General features: G+C 64.1%; 22 protein-coding genes. All 22 read left to right on the top strand.

The window, feature by feature from the left end; genetic code table 11:
* The first annotated feature begins 45 nt into the window (after positions 1-45).
* The 22 genes from ABEB22_RS00440 to ABEB22_RS00335 all read left to right on the top strand — a co-directional run bounded on the left by ABEB22_RS00440 (position 46) and on the right by ABEB22_RS00335 (position 15,404).
* Positions 46-510, top strand: coding sequence for a hypothetical protein (locus ABEB22_RS00440; protein ID WP_406870257.1), 465 nt, complete (start codon positions 46-48; stop codon positions 508-510).
* The gene (locus ABEB22_RS00435) at positions 510-968 is read left to right on the top strand and encodes a DUF1937 family protein (RefSeq protein ID WP_406870258.1); all 459 of its coding nucleotides are present in this window, start codon (positions 510-512) and stop codon (positions 966-968) included. Before ABEB22_RS00440 ends, ABEB22_RS00435 begins: the two co-directional genes overlap by 1 nt.
* Entirely contained in the window at positions 968-1,582 is a 615-nt protein-coding gene (locus ABEB22_RS00430) for a hypothetical protein (RefSeq protein ID WP_339112875.1), read from the top strand. The genes ABEB22_RS00435 and ABEB22_RS00430 overlap by 1 nt, the downstream gene beginning before the upstream one ends.
* A 261-nt stretch (positions 1,583-1,843) precedes the next feature.
* The gene (locus ABEB22_RS00425; RefSeq protein WP_406870259.1) at positions 1,844-2,422 is read left to right on the top strand and encodes a hypothetical protein; all 579 of its coding nucleotides are present in this window, start codon (positions 1,844-1,846) and stop codon (positions 2,420-2,422) included.
* Positions 2,419-3,093, top strand: coding sequence for a hypothetical protein (locus ABEB22_RS00420; protein ID WP_349295793.1), 675 nt, complete (start codon positions 2,419-2,421; stop codon positions 3,091-3,093). Before ABEB22_RS00425 ends, ABEB22_RS00420 begins: the two co-directional genes overlap by 4 nt.
* A gap of 98 nt (positions 3,094-3,191) precedes the next feature.
* Positions 3,192-3,479: a hypothetical protein gene (locus tag ABEB22_RS00415; protein WP_406870260.1), complete on the top strand. Its 288-nt coding sequence runs from the start codon at positions 3,192-3,194 to the stop codon at positions 3,477-3,479.
* Positions 3,472-4,182: a hypothetical protein gene (locus ABEB22_RS00410; RefSeq protein ID WP_406870604.1), complete on the top strand. Its 711-nt coding sequence runs from the start codon at positions 3,472-3,474 to the stop codon at positions 4,180-4,182. Before ABEB22_RS00415 ends, ABEB22_RS00410 begins: the two co-directional genes overlap by 8 nt.
* A 142-nt stretch (positions 4,183-4,324) precedes the next feature.
* Positions 4,325-4,987, top strand: coding sequence for a DUF1441 family protein (locus ABEB22_RS00405; protein ID WP_406870603.1), 663 nt, complete (start codon positions 4,325-4,327; stop codon positions 4,985-4,987).
* Between the two features lie 3 nt (positions 4,988-4,990).
* Positions 4,991-7,201, top strand: a complete 2,211-nt coding sequence (locus tag ABEB22_RS00400) for a terminase gpA endonuclease subunit (RefSeq protein WP_406870602.1) — start codon at positions 4,991-4,993, stop codon at positions 7,199-7,201.
* A gap of 2 nt (positions 7,202-7,203) precedes the next feature.
* Positions 7,204-7,407 (top strand): phage head-tail joining protein, encoded by a 204-nt coding sequence (locus ABEB22_RS00395; protein WP_406870601.1) that lies wholly within the window; start codon positions 7,204-7,206, stop codon positions 7,405-7,407.
* Between the two features lie 5 nt (positions 7,408-7,412).
* Positions 7,413-8,858 carry a phage portal protein gene (locus ABEB22_RS00390; RefSeq protein WP_406870600.1) on the top strand — a complete coding sequence of 482 codons (1,446 nt, stop codon included), beginning with the start codon at positions 7,413-7,415 and terminating at the stop codon, positions 8,856-8,858.
* The gene (locus tag ABEB22_RS00385; RefSeq protein ID WP_406870090.1) at positions 8,842-10,935 is read left to right on the top strand and encodes a head maturation protease, ClpP-related; all 2,094 of its coding nucleotides are present in this window, start codon (positions 8,842-8,844) and stop codon (positions 10,933-10,935) included. The genes ABEB22_RS00390 and ABEB22_RS00385 overlap by 17 nt, the downstream gene beginning before the upstream one ends.
* Positions 10,936-11,025: 90 nt before the next feature.
* Complete coding sequence (locus ABEB22_RS00380; protein ID WP_406870091.1) at positions 11,026-11,358, top strand: DUF2190 family protein; 333 nt, start codon at positions 11,026-11,028, stop codon at positions 11,356-11,358.
* Positions 11,355-11,675 carry a hypothetical protein gene (locus ABEB22_RS00375; protein WP_406870092.1) on the top strand — a complete coding sequence of 107 codons (321 nt, stop codon included), beginning with the start codon at positions 11,355-11,357 and terminating at the stop codon, positions 11,673-11,675. Before ABEB22_RS00380 ends, ABEB22_RS00375 begins: the two co-directional genes overlap by 4 nt.
* Before the next feature lies 1 nt (position 11,676).
* Positions 11,677-12,087: a hypothetical protein gene (locus tag ABEB22_RS00370; protein WP_406870093.1), complete on the top strand. Its 411-nt coding sequence runs from the start codon at positions 11,677-11,679 to the stop codon at positions 12,085-12,087.
* Between the two features lie 38 nt (positions 12,088-12,125).
* The gene (locus tag ABEB22_RS00365) at positions 12,126-12,332 is read left to right on the top strand and encodes a hypothetical protein (RefSeq protein WP_406870094.1); all 207 of its coding nucleotides are present in this window, start codon (positions 12,126-12,128) and stop codon (positions 12,330-12,332) included.
* Between the two features lie 3 nt (positions 12,333-12,335).
* On the top strand, positions 12,336-12,785 hold the full coding sequence (locus ABEB22_RS00360; protein ID WP_406870599.1) for a hypothetical protein: 450 nt from the start codon (positions 12,336-12,338) through the stop codon (positions 12,783-12,785).
* 111 nt (positions 12,786-12,896) lie between these two features.
* Complete coding sequence (locus tag ABEB22_RS00355) at positions 12,897-13,352, top strand: hypothetical protein (RefSeq protein WP_406870598.1); 456 nt, start codon at positions 12,897-12,899, stop codon at positions 13,350-13,352.
* Between the two features lie 80 nt (positions 13,353-13,432).
* Positions 13,433-13,696, top strand: coding sequence for a hypothetical protein (locus ABEB22_RS00350; protein ID WP_406870597.1), 264 nt, complete (start codon positions 13,433-13,435; stop codon positions 13,694-13,696).
* Positions 13,697-13,802: 106 nt separating this feature from the next.
* Positions 13,803-14,804 carry a Hint domain-containing protein gene (locus ABEB22_RS00345; RefSeq protein ID WP_406870596.1) on the top strand — a complete coding sequence of 334 codons (1,002 nt, stop codon included), beginning with the start codon at positions 13,803-13,805 and terminating at the stop codon, positions 14,802-14,804.
* A 139-nt stretch (positions 14,805-14,943) separates the two neighbouring features.
* Positions 14,944-15,150: a cold-shock protein gene (locus ABEB22_RS00340; RefSeq protein WP_406870595.1), complete on the top strand. Its 207-nt coding sequence runs from the start codon at positions 14,944-14,946 to the stop codon at positions 15,148-15,150.
* On the top strand, positions 15,147-15,404 hold the full coding sequence (locus ABEB22_RS00335; protein WP_406870594.1) for a hypothetical protein: 258 nt from the start codon (positions 15,147-15,149) through the stop codon (positions 15,402-15,404). Before ABEB22_RS00340 ends, ABEB22_RS00335 begins: the two co-directional genes overlap by 4 nt.
* Positions 15,405-15,413 lie beyond the last annotated feature (9 nt).

Below are 15,413 nucleotides of genomic sequence, written 5' to 3'. Positions count from 1 at the left end.
CGGGTCGCGTCCAGTTCCTAGCGAACAGTTTTTCCGGAGGTTCACATGCGCCCTGTTGAGGCCGGTTCGATCCAAGATGTGGTGTCGGACGTTTATGACGTGTTTGGCGGGGTGCGGAAGGCCTCTGCCGCTACGGGGCTCGCGCCTTCGGTCCTGAGCTATGGCACCGAGATGCGCGAGGATCGTCCGGGCGGATTGGGGGTGAACTACCTCGACCGCATGGCGCGGATGGACCCCGCAGCGGCGGCCATTCTTGCAAGCCATTTCGCGGCGCTTGCGGGCGGCGTGTTCCAGCCGGTCGAGGTGGCAGTGATGGAGGAGCTTACGAGCGCCTGCGCCGATGCCATCAAGGAAAATGGCGAGGCGATCTTCTTTGCCTTGCAGGCCGCGCGGTCTGGCCGGTGGGAAGACGCACAAATAGCGCTGCCGGAAGTCGATGAATCGATCACCGAGATGACCGGGCTTCGCGCGATCCTGATGCAGACGATCCAGACGAAGGGGGGCAGGTGATGGGCGCCCCGTTTGATGAATGGGCCGCGCTGTCGCATTCGGTCAAACCGCAGGACTGGTCCGGCCCGATCGTCTTTGGGGTCGGGCCTTCGGAGGTTGTCGGGCGCTCAGGCGGCAAGCCGGTGTATGTGACCTCGACTGTCCGCCTCGATCTCTGCCAAGTCACCGAAGCCGACGCGCTCTCGGCGGCGCGGGCCTGTGCCGAGCTGTCGCGCCTGGGCATCTGGGCGGTCTCGCCCGTGATCCTCGGGGCGGCGATGCTCGAGGTCGATATGCATCTCAAAATCAACGAGCCGGTCGGCTGGGCCAAACAGGTCGCAGGTCTCCGCAATGCGGCTGGCGCGCTCTGGGTGCCCGCCTGCCGTGGCTGGGCAAGCTGCCCGCAAATCTGGGCCGATGTGCAATGGGCCGCCTCGCATGGGGTGCCCGTCATGGTCGAAGCGAAAGGGGTAATGTGATGGGTGCGGAACGCAGCTTTACGGTGGTGGGCGATAACAGCATGCCATCCTATCCGATCTCCGCCGAAGAGCGGCTCGATAGCCATTTCTTTATCCAGTGGAACCTCAAACGCTGGCGCAAGAGCGAGTTCCGCCAACTGGCCGAGCCCGATGTGGGCTGGTATGGCTTCCAGCTCTTCTGCGAGGCGCATGACGAGACGCCGGTTGGCACCTTGCCCACGAATGAGCGGCTGCTGGCCAAGGCGCTGGGGATCACGCTCGAGCGCTGGCAGCAGCTTTGCGAACGCGACATTACCCCGCTTCACGGCTGGTACAAGGTGCGCTGTGACAATGGCGAGGTGCGCTATGCCCACAACGTGGTGACCGAGGTGGCCGAGGAGGCGCTGAAGTCGAAGCGCCGCAATGCCGCCGATGCCGAGAACCGCAAGGTGGCCAAGCAGCTCAAGGATCTCGAGGCGATGATCAAGGAGCGGATCGGGGCAGGGCAGCTGATGAACAACCCGATGTTCCTCGATAGGTTCAACGCATTCCTGGAGGAGCATTACCCCGGCAAGCAGCGGCGCGAGGCGCTGGTGCGGCAGGCTCTCAACGAGTTCATGGAGGCCCAAGGGTGATGCGGGGTTTCTGTGTAATCAGTGATATTCTGTTACGGTTACAGAATATTCCGGAACGGTTACGGAAAATCACGGATCAAAACGGAAATGACACGGAATTTTCCGTGAATATCCGGCTGTCTTCCCTTTTTTTGCGCGGTTTCTGTAACCGCCGAAAGGAGAAGAAAAGAGATGAAAAGAAAAGAGAAATACCGGATCGCACCGCCCTGAGCGTCCCGCTCGCGGCGGGCTTTCGGCCATTGCTGAGAAAGGAGCGGTGACATGGACAGTGTGGAACAGGCGACCGGCGAGAAGCGTGTGCGGGCGGTGCTTTTCGAGCCGCTCATGCGGCTGGGGCTCGGGCGGCCCTCGACCGTGACGAAGGCAGGCTTCGAGGAGATGATCGAGGAGGTGAGCGGCAAGCTTGCCTATATGTCCGAGATCAATCTCGATGCGCTCAAGGAAGAGATCGTCGCGCATCCGGGCGGGGCGCGTGGTGATCGGATCTGGGCAGGAGCGCAGATCCTGAAGAAAGCCGCCGAGATCGATCCGCCCGAAGAGACCGGCAGTCCGCTGATGCGCGCGGTCTTTGCAAGCGCGATGGGGCGCGAGGCCCTGCGCGATGGTTGGGCCCCCGAACTGCGCCGCGCGGTCAAGGATACCCGCCGCTGGCCAAACGCTTTTGCTGCCAGCCAGCTGCGCGAGAAGGCCCGGGAAAATCTGCGCCGCCTGATGCTGATCGAGGAGAACATGGCCGCGGGCCGGCAGGTCTCCGATGACGACATGGCCTTCCGCCACCGGCGGCGGGTTGCGATGAACCAATGCGAGAAAATCGCGAAGCTGGCAGGGGCAGAGCAATGATGATGACGGATGTGCGGCGGGGCCGGATCGTGGCGGCGGGGCCTCGGGTGATGAGTGTGCGCTCGGCGCTGGAATGGGCCTTCGGGCCGGAGAATGCGCGGATGGATTTCGACCATAGCGGGGCGCATGAGTTTGATCGCGTGGGCGTCTCGCCCGAATGGCGGATGATGCAGCAGGCCAAGCTCGGCTGCCGCGTCGATGGCGGTGGCGCTGGCCTGGCGCCGCATGTGCATCCCGACGCGGCGATGATCGCGGCAGCGGTCGAGGCGCTGGAGCTGAACCCGATGTTCGGGCGCAAGATGGCGGTGCTGGTGGCGACCCATGCGCGTGCAGGGACTGCGCCGGATTGGCGGGGATCTGCGCGCCGTCATGTGGTGCCGGTTGGTTGGGATTTCGACAAAGAGGGCGCATCGATTGCGCTCGAGGCTAAAGGTGATGACTGGTCCTATCGCTCGGCTCGGTCGCGCAACCTGCGGAAGGTTGGCAGTCGATGCTGCCCGATCTCTTTCGTGGGGGGCGGTTCGGAGACAGCAAAGCGCCGTCGAGCCTATCTCGATTGGTGTGGTGCGCTTCTTGAGGTGGCTTCGCAGCTTCGCGTTCCTGGCTATCTTGACACCATCATCGTTACCAGCGCCCAGCCTGTGCTCTCTCCGTGGAGAAATAGGAGTTGACTGCATCAGTCCGATTTGACATTTTGCAGTCACCACACGAGCGCCCGAAGGTTGAAAGACCTTGCGGGCGTTTTCCATTTCCAGACATCGGTGGCGATATGCATAAGGTTGAACGGGTATGGTTCGACCCGTCGGAGGATGGGCGAGGGGTGCGGATGCGCCTCTCTTTCAAGGCTTCGGCTGTCGCGCCGGTTGAGACCACGAATGAATGGTGCTGCCGGATGGTCGGGCCGGAGGGACCGATCGGCTATCTTGTCCTGCGCTTCTTCGGCTTGATCGGCGGGTGCGCGGTCTTCAATGTCTCGCGCCTCCTGCCGGCCAATGCCGAGCTAGAGGCCGAGGAGGTGATCTTCCCGCACTCGCCCGAATGGTTCCGAGATGCCTAGCCCCATCCTCGACGTCTCGGGCTTCACCACGGCACTCGACACGCTGGCCAAGCGCGATGTGGTGATCGCCTCGACTTGGGCGCTCAATGATACGGTGGAGGAGGCGCGAGCGCAGGTGGCGGAGCGGATGACGGTGGTCTTCGACCGGCCCACGCGGTTCACGCAAAACGCGTTTAGGGTTCGCAAAGCCCGCAGTTCCGATCTGGAGGCTGCGGTCGAGGAGCGGGCGGTGATTGGCCGGCGCCATTACCTGAAGGTGCAGGAAGAGGGCGGGCCGCGGGGCCAGACGGGCTTCGAGAAGCTTCTGGCGCAAAACCTCGCCTTTGAAGGCATCATCCAGTCGGTGATCCCTGCCGAGGGCGCGCGGCTCGATGCTTATGGCAACTGGTCGACGGGGGAGCGCAATCAGGTGCTCTCGGCGCTGAATGCCCAGCGGGACCGCGCGGCCAACGAGACCAAAGCCTCGCGCAAACGTAAACCCAAACGGGCGCGCTACTTCGTGCCCAAAGCGGGGCTCACGCAGGATATCTATAAGCGCGGGCCGTCGGGCATTGCCGAGCGGGTGGCGATCCTGTCGGACAAGGTGCCGGTCTATCACAAGCGCCTGGGCTTCTTCGCCGAGGCCGAGCGGATCTACGAGACGCGGCTGCCCGCGCATCTTGGCCGGACGCTGGCCAAGATGATCGCCAAACGCTTCGGCTAAGCCCGCCCAAAGCCCACGGGTCCTTCCAGGGCAAAGCCCGCATGCGGGTAATTCGCACCCCGTGACGTTCACCTGTTTCCGGGTTTTCCGCAGGTGGGGTTGGGGTTGTTGTTGTTATTCTTGAGATTGGAGGGAGCGTCCGATGGACAACCTTGTCACGCTGGCGGACGGGAGCGTGCTCGATACCGCGCTCTATCCGCTGCCCGACGGGCTGTCGGATGGGGTGATGAACCGCGCGCAACTCGCCATCGCCTTCAATGTCTCCGAGAACTCGGTGACCAAATGGGTGGGTCAAGGCATGCCGGTGCTGACAGCGGGTCAGAACGGGGTGTCTTACGAGTTCCAGCTCTCGCATTGCTATGCCTGGCGCAGGACGCGGGACGAGCAGAGCCGCGCGACCAAGGCCACGCGCGATGCGCATGCGATGCAGGCCTCTCTGGCCTTCCGCAACCTCGATGAGGAGCAGGAAGAGGAAGAGGGCGGGCTGACCGCCAAGCAGCTGCGCGAATGGTCCGAGGCCGAGTATCACCGCAACCGCGTGGCCGAACAGCGCGGCGAGCTGGTGCGGGCGGCCAAGGTCTCCGAGCTTCTGGAAGATCTGATCGGGGTGGTGGCCACGGCCTTGGGCACGATGCCCGACCATCTCGAGCGCGATCTCGGGTTAGGGGTCGAGGAGGTCGCGAAGGTCGAGGCGCGGTGCGACAAGGTGGTGATGAAGATGCGCGAGCGGATCGAGCGCTCGATCCTTGGCACGGGCGCGGTGGAAGATCTGGCGGAGTACCGTCAGGACGAGATGGGGCTTTAGGATATGGTCGAGATGATGGATCGCGGGGCGTCGGTGCTGAACATCCCGCCGCTGCCCGCCTGGACGCAGCCGCGCGAGCTCCTCGCCGATGCGCTGCCGCTTCTGGATCCGCCCTCGCGGATCTCGGTGACCGATGCGGCCGAAGAGTTCATGCAGGTGCCGATCGGGACGGACTGGTCTTTGTTCGACCGCTCGGTTGCGCCCTATATGGTCGAGCCTGCCGATATCACCCAGTCGCGCAAGTTCAAATCGGTCTGTTTCGTGGGGCCATCGCAATCGGCCAAGACCACGATGCTGATCACGGTGGCGGTGCATTCGGTGATGTGCGCGCCGGCACCGGTGCAGATCATCCATATGTCAAAGCCCGATGCGGATGCCTGGGTGGAAGAGAAGCTCGACCCGATGATCGAGCATAGCCGCAGGGTGCGCGAGCGGCTGGGACGGGCGCGTGATGACAGCACCTTCTCGCGCAAGCGCTTCAAGGGGATGCGGCTGACCATCGGCTATCCGGTGGCGCGCCAGCTGTCGTCGCGCTCGCAGCGGCTGGTGCTCCTGACCGATTACGATCACATGCCGCAGGTGCTGGGCCCAAAAGATGCGCCCGAGGGCAGCCCCTACGGGATGGCGCGCCAGCGGATCCGGACCTTCATGTCGCGCGGCTGCGTGCTTCTCGAGAGCACACCGGCCTTTCCGGTGACCGACGAGACCTGGAAGGCGGGGAGCTCGAACCCGCATGAGCTGCCGCCCGTCTCGGGCGGGATCGTGCGGATCTATAACGAGGGCACGCGGGGGCGGTTCTATTGGGAGTGCCGCGAGTGCGGAGAGCTGTTCGAACCGCACTTCAAGCACCTGCGCTATGACAACACGCTCGAGCCTGCGGTGGCGGGCGCCAGGGCGGAGATGGGCTGCCCGCAGTGCGGCACGCTTTACAGCCATCGCCACAAGAACGAGATGAACCGCCAGATCCTGAAGGGGCGCGGCGGCTGGCTGCATGAGGGCACGACCGTTGGCGCGGATGGCAAACGGGCGCTGGTCACGATCGATGATCCGGATCTGCGCGCCACCGATGTGGCGAGCTATTCGCTCAACGGGGCGGCGGCGGCCTTTGCCAGCTGGGAAGGGATCGTGACCTCTTATGAACTCGCGCTCCGGCAGGCCGAGCAGTTCGGCGATTATACCGAGCTGAGCCGCGTCTACTTCACCGAGCGCGGCGAGCCCTATGTGCCGCATGGGTTGCAGATCGAGGGCGAGCTGACCACCACCATGCTCTTCGAGCATGCGGTGCGGCTCGATCGCAGGACCGCGCCCGGCTGGACGCGCTTCATCACCACTTCGGTCGATGTGCAGGGCAACCGCTTCGAGGCGCTGGTCATGGCCTGGGGCGCGCAGGGCGAGCGGGTGATCATCGACCGCTTCGCGCTGGCGCAACCGCCGGAAGGGGCACCACGGGCCAAAAACGACGACGGCGAGTTCCGTGCCCTCGATCCCGGCCGTTATGCCGAGGATGCAGGGGCTCTCACCCAACTCGCGGGCCGCACCTATCCGGTCGAGGGCCAGCCCTGGGCGCTCGCCCCTTGCGCGCTCGCCGTGGACTTCAACGGGCCTGCGGGGTGGTCGGATCATGCCGAGCGCTTCTGGCGCGGGCGGCGCAAGGCGGGCGAGGGGGAGCGGTGGTTCCTCTCGCTCGGGCGGGGCGGGCCGAACCTCTCGGACCGGGTCTGGTATGCCGCCCCCGCGCGGGGCTCAAAAGGCCGCAAGGCCCGTGCGGTCCGGCTCCTCAATATGGCGACCGACCGGCTGAAGGATTCGGTTCTGGCGGCACTGGGGCGCTTCGAGCGGGGCCCCGGCGCCCAGCACACGCCCGACTGGCTGGAGGAAGAGCATCTGGCCGAACTTCTGGCCGAGCGCCGTGGCCCCAAGGGCTACGAGCTGAAGGCCGGCGTCAAACGCAACGAGACGCTCGATCTCTCGGTGCAGGCGCTGGCGCTGGCCGAACATAAGGGGCTGAGCCGGATCAACTGGGAGGCCCCGCCCGATTGGGCGGTGCTGGGCGTGGCCAATCCCTTTGCCGTGCGGCTGGCGCCGGAAGCGGGCGAGGTAATCGAGCCAGAGACACAGACAGAACTGGAGGCGGCGGGAGATCCCGATGCGCCTCCCTACACACCGCGCCCGCAGCCTGCGGGCATGGGCATCAGATATCTTCGGAGACGCTAGAGATGGCTTGGACAGCAGCAGATATCACCCGCATGGAGCGGGCCATCGCGACCGGCGCGCGGGTGGTGCAGATCAATGGCGAGCGGGTGGAATACCGCACGCTCGACGAGATGCGCGCCACGCTGGTGATGATGAAGGACCAGCTCTCGGGCGCAGGCGCGGGCCGATTCTCGGTGAGCTATCCCAAGACCCTGCGGGGGCTCTGAGACTGATGAACCCGATCGACCGTGTTGTGTCCTTCTTCAGTCCTGAAGCGGGCTATAAACGGCTGCGCGCCCGTGCGGGGGTCGCACAGCTGATGAACTTCGATGCCGCCTCGCGCGGGCGGCGCACCTATGGCTGGAAAGCCCCGGGCTCCTCGGCCGATGCCGCGGCCTTCGGCCATCGCGCGCGGATGCGCAATCTCTCGCGCGACATGATCCGCAACCGCCCCTATGCGGCGCGCGGGCGCGATGTGGTGGTGGCCAATGTGGTGGGCGAGGGGATCACCCCCTCGATCCGCATGGAAGGCGGGCAGGACAAGACGCAGGTGGAGGCGGCCCTCCAGCATCTTCTGACCCCCGATATCGATGCGCTTGGCGAGTATGACCTCTTCGAGATGCAGGGCATCGTGATGTCCACGGTCTTTGCCGATGGCGAGGTGCTGGTGCGTCGGCGCATGCGCAATCCGCGCCATGACCCGCAGCTGCGGCTGCCCTATCAGGTGGAGCTGATCGAGGCCGATTATCTCGATATGACGGTGCAGTCGCATGGGCAGAACCTCGTGGTGGAGGGGATCGAATACGGGCCCACCGGCGCGATCGAGGCCTATCACCTCTATAACGAGCATCCGGGCGCCGTGCAGAACCGCAAGGCTCTCAGCTCCACGCGGGTGCATTGGTCCGACATCCTGCATATCCGCCGCTTTGACCGCGCGGGCCAGCTGCGCGGTGTGCCGTGGCTGGCGCCGGTGATGATGACGCTGGGCGAGTTGGGCGATTATCAGGAGGCGCAGATCCTCAAGCAGAAGATGGCCGCGCTGATGGCCGTGGTGGTGGAATGGGAAGACAATGCCACCCGTCCGGCCAATGCGGGCGCGGGGCTCGAGGAGCTGGCCCCGGGGGCGGTGGTCAACCTCCCCGCGGGCGCAAAGCCCAACTTCACCACCCCGCCGAGGATCGACGGCTATGACGAGTTCATGCGCCGCGGCCTTGGCATGGTCGCGATGGGTCTGGGCATCAGCTACGAGGCGCTCGCGGGCGATCTGAAAGGGGTGAACTTCTCCTCGGGCCGGATGGGGCGGATGGAGATGGACCGGCTGATCCGCATGTGGCAGCGCGGGCTGATGATCGGGCAGTTCTGCCGCGGCATGGAGCGCTGGTTCCGCGAGGGGCTGGCGGTCAAGGGGGCGGCGCTTCCTGCCTTCACCATCGACTGGACACCGCCCCGGCGGATCCTCGTCGATCCGACCAAAGAGATCCCCGCGATGATCGAGGAGGTCGAGGCGGGGCTGAACTCGCGCCAGCGCACCCAGCGCGAGCTGGGGCGCGATCCCGACACGATCCGCGCCGAGCGGGCGCAGGACCACGCGGCAGACGCGGCGGCAGGGCTTGATCCGATCCAGCCCAAAACGGCCTCGGGCACACAGAGACAGGAGAGAGATGATGAAGGCGAGTGACCTGATCGTGGGCGGCGAGCTGATCCTGAGCGGGACGGTGCTGCTTGATGACTATGCGGGCTATATGCTCGAGAGCGATATCTTCTTCGCGCCGCGCATGGTCCGCGAGGCCCTGCAGATCATGGGCGAGGGGCCGGTGACCGTTCGGCTCAATTCGGGCGGCGGCCATGTCTGGGCGGGCGAGCAGATCCGCGCGATCCTCGCGGCCCATCCGGGCGGGGCGACCATCGTGGTCGAGGGGCTTGCGGCGTCGGCCGCCTCGCTTCTTCTGATGGCGGGGACCAAGCGGGTGATGTCGCAAGGCTCGCAGCTGATGATCCATGATCCGTCGGGCTTCGTGTTCGGGACGGAAGCCGAGATGCGCCGCGAGGCCGATGTGATCGGGGCCTCGGCCAATACCTATGCGGCTGTCTACGCGAGCGCCTCGGGCAAGACGTCTGACGAGGTCCGCGAGATCATGAAGGCCGAGACCTGGTATGGCCCCGAGGAGGCCGTGGCGCAGGGCTTTGCCGACGGGATCGCGGGCGAGGACAGCACCGCTGCCACCTCCAGCCTGACAAGATTTGCCACGATGGAGGCCGCGCGAGCGGCCTTCATGAGCGCAGGTGCCAGCTTCGAGCAGCTCCTGTCCCGTGTTCCCCAAATGCCCAATGTAAAGGAAGCAACCATGACGACCCCGAATACCCAGACCCAGGCGCCGCCCGCACCGCAGGCACCGTTGATGAGCACCCCGCCGCAAACGCCGCTCGCACCAGCACCGCAACCGGCCCCCCGGATGGCCACCCCGCAGCCCGATCCGGTGGCGGCCGAGCGGGCGCGGGTGAAGGGCATCCGCGAGATGGCCGCGCCCTTCCTGAGTTCGGGCCGGCTGATGCAGGCCGATATCGATGCGCTCATCGATGATGGCACGGCGCTCGTTGATGCCGGCACCCGCTTCATGGCGCAGATGGCCTCCGCTGAAGCGCCCTCGCGCAGTCATTCTCCCGCCCGTATCACTCGCGACGAGACCGACACCCGCATGGAGGGGATGATCGGGGCGCTGATGAAGAAGACCGACGGGCCGGCGGCCGAGTATCGCGGGCTGCGGATCAAACGCATGGCGATGGATCTGGGCGGGGCCACGCGCGGCTATGATGAGGCGGCACAGGTCAAGCGCGGCATGATGGCCACCACCATGACCGGCGGGGCGCTCGGCGTCAGCGATTTTGCCTATATCACCACCGAGGTGATGAAGCGCACGCTCCTAGCCGCCTATCAGCGTCGCGCGGCGAGCTGGCAGCTGGTGACCGGTGCGCCGATCTCGGCCGCCGATTTCCGCGAGCTGCATGCGGTGCGCTTCGGCGGTGACTTCCAGCTCAAACCCGTGGGCGAGAATGGCGAGTATAAACAGGCCCGTCTCGTCGATGAGGCCGAGGGGCTGAAGGTCGAGCGCCGTGGCCGCACGATCAACCTCACCTTTGAATCGGTGATCAATGACGATATGGGCGCCTTCCAGCGTATCCCGACCGAGTTCGCCACTGCCGCGCGGCTGATGGAAAGCTCCATGGTCTGGACGCTCTTCCGCAATAACGCCAAGCTCAAATCCGATGGTAAGGCGCTCTTCCATGCCGATCACGGCAATCTCGCGGGCACCGCAGCGGCGATCTCGGTCGCTTCGATTGCCGCCGCGCGCAAGGCGATGTGGGAGCAGCGGGCGTTCGGCTCGAAAGACAGCGATGACTTCCTCTCGATCGAGGCCGACCGGCTGATCGTGCCGCCCGCGCTCGAGATGGTGGCGGGGCAGTTCATCACCACGATCACCCCGGCCAAGACGGCGGATGTGAACCCGTTCTCGAACTCGCTGACGCCCTCGACGGTCGGGCATCTGGGCGCCGCGGCCGGTGGCTCGGATACCGCTTGGTATCTGGTCTCTTCCGACATGCCGCCGATCCAGCACGCCTATCTCGAGGGCTATGAGGCCCCGACGGTGGAGACGCTCGACGGGATGAACCCCGATGTGGTGACGATGAATGCCCGCCACATCTTCGGGGCGGCGGCGGTCGAGTATCGCGGGACCTATAAGAATGCGGGCGCCTGATCGGGCGTGAGGCAACGAGACTGACCTGACGAACGGGCGCCCTTTGTGGCGCCCGTCGTCATTTACGACCCATGCGAGAAGGAGATCGCGATGAAGACATATGTGCAAGCGGGTGAGAACATCACGCTGACGGCGGAGGCCGCAGTGGCCTCGGGCCAGCTGGTGAAGATCGGGGCCATCACGGGGGTGGCGCAAGGCAAGGCGGCAACCGGAGAGCCCGTCACGCTGATCCGGCGCGGCGTGTTCGAACTGCCCAAGACCTCGGCGCAGGCATGGACGGTGGGCGCCAAGATCTATCTGGCGGCCGCGGGCGATGTGGTGACCACGGTGGCCTCGGGCAATAGCCTTGTGGGCGTGGCGCTGGAGGCGGCGGATGATCCGTCCGAGATCGGCATCGTGCTCCTTGATGGCACGATCCGGTGACGGGTGTCTTTGCCGGCATGGCAGGGGTGCTGAGCGCGGCCTTTGGCGATGTGGTCACCTACATGCCCAAAGGCGGGGCCCCGCGCGAGATCCAGTCGATCTTCCGCGCCGCCCCCATCGAGATCGAGGGCGCAGACGGCACCCCGATCGTGATTGCCGCGCCCACATGGCGGGTCAGCCGCGATCTGGTGCCGGAGCTCGCCCGGGACGACCGGATCGATCCGGGGCAGGGTAAGATCTATCGCCTCGCCACGATCCACCCCTCGGGCTCACCTGCCGCAGATGCGCTGATCCTCTGCGAGCTGAAGGAGGTCTGACATGAGCCGGACGCAGTTCCGCGAGCTGGCCAAAGCCGCGCTCGCGAGCGCCCCCGACCTTGCGGGCGTCACGCTGGTCTCGGCCTGGGCGGGCAACTTCTCGGCCACTGACCTACCGGTGATGGGCGTGGCCACCCCGCGCGAGCGGGGGAAGCCTGGCACGCTCGCTTCCTTCGAGCGGGAGGTGCTCCTGCAGGTGGTGATCAAGCGGCTCGGGGCCGATGATCTGGAAGACCAGCTCGACCGTGATGCCGAGGCGATCAAGGCGGCGGTGATGGGGGCGTTTGGGGGCCAGCGCGTGACCCTCATGCCCGAGGAGGTCACCACAACGCTTAATGGCGAGGGCGAGTCGGTGATCGGCACCGCCGTCGTCAGCTTCACGCTCCAATATCTCAAACCCCTGCGCCGGTAAGGCGCGGGGATCCTTCCTCACAACAAAGGAGCTTCGCAATGCCGAAGGTCAAGAATACCGGGTCGAGCGATCTGACCCTGCCGAGCGGGCATATCCTGCCCGCTGGCAAAGAGACCGAGCTGCCGCAGGCCGTGCTCGATCTGATCGATAACCGCAATGTGCTGGGCGGGCGGATCCGCTCGGGCGCGATCATCATAGCGGCGGAGGCGAAAGCCGCCAGCGCCACCCCCGAGAAGAAAGGCTAACCCATGACCCAACGCACCTATATTGGCGCCACCGTTGAAGTGGCCGAAGGCAAACCCGCCACGCTCGATGCGGCGGGCTTTGGCGCCCTCACAGGCTTTGCCGAGGTGGGCGAGATCACCGAGTTCGGCGAGATCGGCGATACGTCCGAGGACACCACCGAGACCACGCTCAAGGGCCGCACGCTGCACGTCAACGGCGCACTCGATGGCGGCACCTGTGACTTCACCTTCCTGCTGACCGGCGAGACCGATGCGGGTCAGGAGATCCTCAAAGCCAAGTCTAACACCAATGAGGATGTCTCGGTGAAGATCACCGATCCCGATGGCGAGGTGATCTACTTCCACACCAAGGTCGCCAATATCCGCGACCGTTCGCGCACGGCCTCCACCGCCAAGGGCATGACCGGCCAGTTCCGGATCAACTCGGCGCTCGTGCGGGTCGCTGCGGCCTAAGCCAACAGACAGAGATCTCCGGCACGGGCTTGCGCCGGAGCCGGGCGGTTGCGGGCGTGGTTCACCCGCAGCCGCCCTTTTTCTTGAACCCGAACCTCAAGGATATGCCTCATGGACTTCACCAAATTCGACAGCCGCTCGGCCGCTGACAAACCCGCCCGCCTGCATCTCAAGGACCCCGCCTCGGGCGAGGAACTCTTTGCCGATGAGGCGCGGTGCAAGCCCTGCGTCGTGCTGGTGCGCGGCACCGAGAGCCGTGCGGTGCAATCGGCCCTGCGCGCGGTCCAGCGCGCCAAGCTGAAGGACAAGCCGAAGAAGGAAAGCGAGGAGGCGCGCACCCTCGAGGATCTCCACGCCCAGATGGTCGATGGCGCGGTGCCCCTGATCACCGGCTTCGAGAATATCGCGCGCGGCGAAGCGGCGCTTAGCACCTCCGAGGACGATCTGCGCTGGTTCCTGAATCTGCAGATGATCAACGGTCAGGAGGGCGAGAAGAGCTTCGCCGAGCAGGTGCTGGCCTTCGCCTCCAAGCGTGAAAGTTACTTGGGAAACGCAAACGCGCGCTGATCGCCTATGCCCGACAGCTGGGTTATCTCCATTCCACGCCCAAATCGTGGAAAGAGACCCGGCTGGCTTTCGCCGAGCGTATGGGCCGCCCGCTCGGGCTGCCCGAACTCGATGCCGGCAGCTATCTGGTCGAGGCGATGATCCGCCTCGATCCGGTCCGCTCCACCGGCCTCGATCTGCGCGCCACCGACTGGCCCGAGATCAGCGCCTTCATGCAGGCCACAGGCCGCATCACCGAAGGCTGGGAGGCCGAGCTGCTGTTCGAGATGTGTGCGGGGTATTATGCGGCCCGGCAGGCGGGGGAGGATCCGTTGGCTGTGGGGAGATGTTTCAATGGCGAGTAGCCTTTGAAATATACCGCTTCTATGATCCGGATCGCAGAGCCCTCTTTACATTTTGGAACTGGAGGCGCCTTTACCAGTGCAAAGCTGCATCCAGTCGGGGTATGTGATGACAGAAGTTACGCTTTACATCACGGGCGATAAGATCGCTTCTTATGCAACTGCCTCCTCTCAGGGTAATGCAAACAATAACTCTGGTGACGATCTGAAAGTGACTGTCACTGGGGTCAAGGCGTTGGGAACCGCTAGCGATTACTTCAAGGTCGTGGTGACACAAGTCAACGGCGACTATTTTGCCAATGGACAGTGGGTAACGATTTACGATTCCTCGGGCAATACCGTCGCGTCGCAGCTTAATCCCCAAGATGACGTGTTCAGCGGTCGTGCTTCCAGCTCGACCTATGAATTCCTATTCGGTGGAAGCTCTGGATATCTGATCGACCTAAGTGGTATTACGGATGGGACAATGACCTATGGGCCCACCTTCCCCGAACGGACGGAGACGAAGCTTCCATTCTCATCCATGTCCTCGACCGAGCCAAGTGTGGATGATGCGGGTGACGTGCCATGTTTTACGCCCGGGACACTTATTCGCACGCCTGAAGGTCTACGCCTAATCGAGGATTTAAATATCGGAGACATGGTGATGACCCGCGATCATGGCGCGCAACCGATCGTCTGGTGTGGACGGACAGAACGTATTGGAATTGGACGCAACGCTCCGATAATGATCATGGCCGGTGCTTTAGGTAATAACCGCGACATGCTTGTCTCCCAACAACACCGTATGTTGGTCGAAGGTTTTCAAGCCGAATGTTTGTTTGGAGAGGACGAAGTTCTGGCTAGTGCCATACACCTCGTGAACGGGACGACGATCCGTATCGATCCGAGGCCAAGCGTGAGCTACTTGCACATAGCCTGCGAGCGACATGAGATTATTGAAGCGGACGGAGCCGCAACCGAGACGATGTTCTTTGGTGACAGTATCCTGGCCCAAATGAATGGCGAGCTACGGGCCGAACTCGAAGGTCTTTTTCCTGAACTCACTGATATGCACCTTGCGCCAGCAAGGCGTTGCTTACGGGCGTACGAATCCAAGCTGATAGCCTAACGCCAGATAGAGTGTCGCCCGCATCCTTTCGAATTGCCGTTACGGCCGGTGCTCTTGCTCGCTTGCCCACGCAGCCTAGCTCGAAGCTAGAAAATTGTCGCATGTCGCCGACGGCGGTTCATGGGGAGGGTTTACGGAAATGGCTAATGGCACCGTGAAGTGGTTTAACAGCACCAAAGGCTACGGCTTTATCGAGCCTGATGATGGAGGGGTGGATGTATTCGTCCATGTGACAGCGCTGGAGCGCGCGGGTTTGCGTGGTCTGAAGGAGGGTCAGAAGATCAGCTTTGATTCCGAGACTGACGGCAACGGCCGTACGGCCGCAACCAATCTGGTGCAACTATGAGTACTTCTGAGGATTTCTTCCATAAGGTGGAGCGGACCGAAGTCATCGCGACGAAACTGCCAGTATCTGGCGCGATGGAGACAAGCCAAGCCGACGCTGAGAGCATGCTGAGCGACGCTGCGCGCGTCCGCGACAAAAAGCGCATCAGAACCGATGCATCTTTCAAGGTCCTCCAAGCGGAGGAGCTCAAGAAGCGCTCCGAGAAAACTGCGCGGCTTAAAGCGGCGAGACTTGCCCGCGACGCAGCGCGTTAACGAGCCAGG

Source organism: Thioclava sp. 'Guangxiensis' (genome assembly GCF_045348365.1).
GTDB lineage: Bacteria > Pseudomonadota > Alphaproteobacteria > Rhodobacterales > Rhodobacteraceae > Thioclava > Thioclava kandeliae.
The sequence above is the reverse complement of the archived record's forward strand: the minus strand, read 5'-3'. Positions and strand labels throughout refer to the sequence as shown.

Bases quoted from the DNA above. Each gene is read 5' to 3' on its own strand.
- ABEB22_RS00400 (WP_406870602.1), top strand. From the start codon at position 4,991: ATGGTCGAGATGATGGATCGCGGGGCGTCGGTGCTGAACATCCCGCCG.
- ABEB22_RS00345 (WP_406870596.1), top strand. From the start codon at position 13,803: ATGACAGAAGTTACGCTTTACATCACGGGCGATAAGATCGCTTCTTAT.
- ABEB22_RS00355 (WP_406870598.1), top strand. From the start codon at position 12,897: ATGGACTTCACCAAATTCGACAGCCGCTCGGCCGCTGACAAACCCGCC.
- ABEB22_RS00340 (WP_406870595.1), top strand. From the start codon at position 14,944: ATGGCTAATGGCACCGTGAAGTGGTTTAACAGCACCAAAGGCTACGGC.
- ABEB22_RS00405 (WP_406870603.1), top strand. From the start codon at position 4,325: ATGGACAACCTTGTCACGCTGGCGGACGGGAGCGTGCTCGATACCGCG.
- ABEB22_RS00440 (WP_406870257.1), top strand. From the start codon at position 46: ATGCGCCCTGTTGAGGCCGGTTCGATCCAAGATGTGGTGTCGGACGTT.
- ABEB22_RS00430 (WP_339112875.1), top strand. From the start codon at position 968: ATGGGTGCGGAACGCAGCTTTACGGTGGTGGGCGATAACAGCATGCCA.
- ABEB22_RS00410 (WP_406870604.1), top strand. From the start codon at position 3,472: ATGCCTAGCCCCATCCTCGACGTCTCGGGCTTCACCACGGCACTCGAC.
- ABEB22_RS00395 (WP_406870601.1), top strand. From the start codon at position 7,204: ATGGCTTGGACAGCAGCAGATATCACCCGCATGGAGCGGGCCATCGCG.
- ABEB22_RS00360 (WP_406870599.1), top strand. From the start codon at position 12,336: ATGACCCAACGCACCTATATTGGCGCCACCGTTGAAGTGGCCGAAGGC.
- ABEB22_RS00435 (WP_406870258.1), top strand. From the start codon at position 510: ATGGGCGCCCCGTTTGATGAATGGGCCGCGCTGTCGCATTCGGTCAAA.
- ABEB22_RS00415 (WP_406870260.1), top strand. From the start codon at position 3,192: ATGCATAAGGTTGAACGGGTATGGTTCGACCCGTCGGAGGATGGGCGA.
- ABEB22_RS00335 (WP_406870594.1), top strand. From the start codon at position 15,147: ATGAGTACTTCTGAGGATTTCTTCCATAAGGTGGAGCGGACCGAAGTC.
- ABEB22_RS00370 (WP_406870093.1), top strand. From the start codon at position 11,677: ATGAGCCGGACGCAGTTCCGCGAGCTGGCCAAAGCCGCGCTCGCGAGC.
- ABEB22_RS00365 (WP_406870094.1), top strand. From the start codon at position 12,126: ATGCCGAAGGTCAAGAATACCGGGTCGAGCGATCTGACCCTGCCGAGC.
- ABEB22_RS00390 (WP_406870600.1), top strand. From the start codon at position 7,413: ATGAACCCGATCGACCGTGTTGTGTCCTTCTTCAGTCCTGAAGCGGGC.
- ABEB22_RS00420 (WP_349295793.1), top strand. From the start codon at position 2,419: ATGATGATGACGGATGTGCGGCGGGGCCGGATCGTGGCGGCGGGGCCT.
- ABEB22_RS00425 (WP_406870259.1), top strand. From the start codon at position 1,844: ATGGACAGTGTGGAACAGGCGACCGGCGAGAAGCGTGTGCGGGCGGTG.
- ABEB22_RS00380 (WP_406870091.1), top strand. From the start codon at position 11,026: ATGAAGACATATGTGCAAGCGGGTGAGAACATCACGCTGACGGCGGAG.
- ABEB22_RS00385 (WP_406870090.1), top strand. From the start codon at position 8,842: ATGATGAAGGCGAGTGACCTGATCGTGGGCGGCGAGCTGATCCTGAGC.
- ABEB22_RS00350 (WP_406870597.1), top strand. From the start codon at position 13,433: ATGGGCCGCCCGCTCGGGCTGCCCGAACTCGATGCCGGCAGCTATCTG.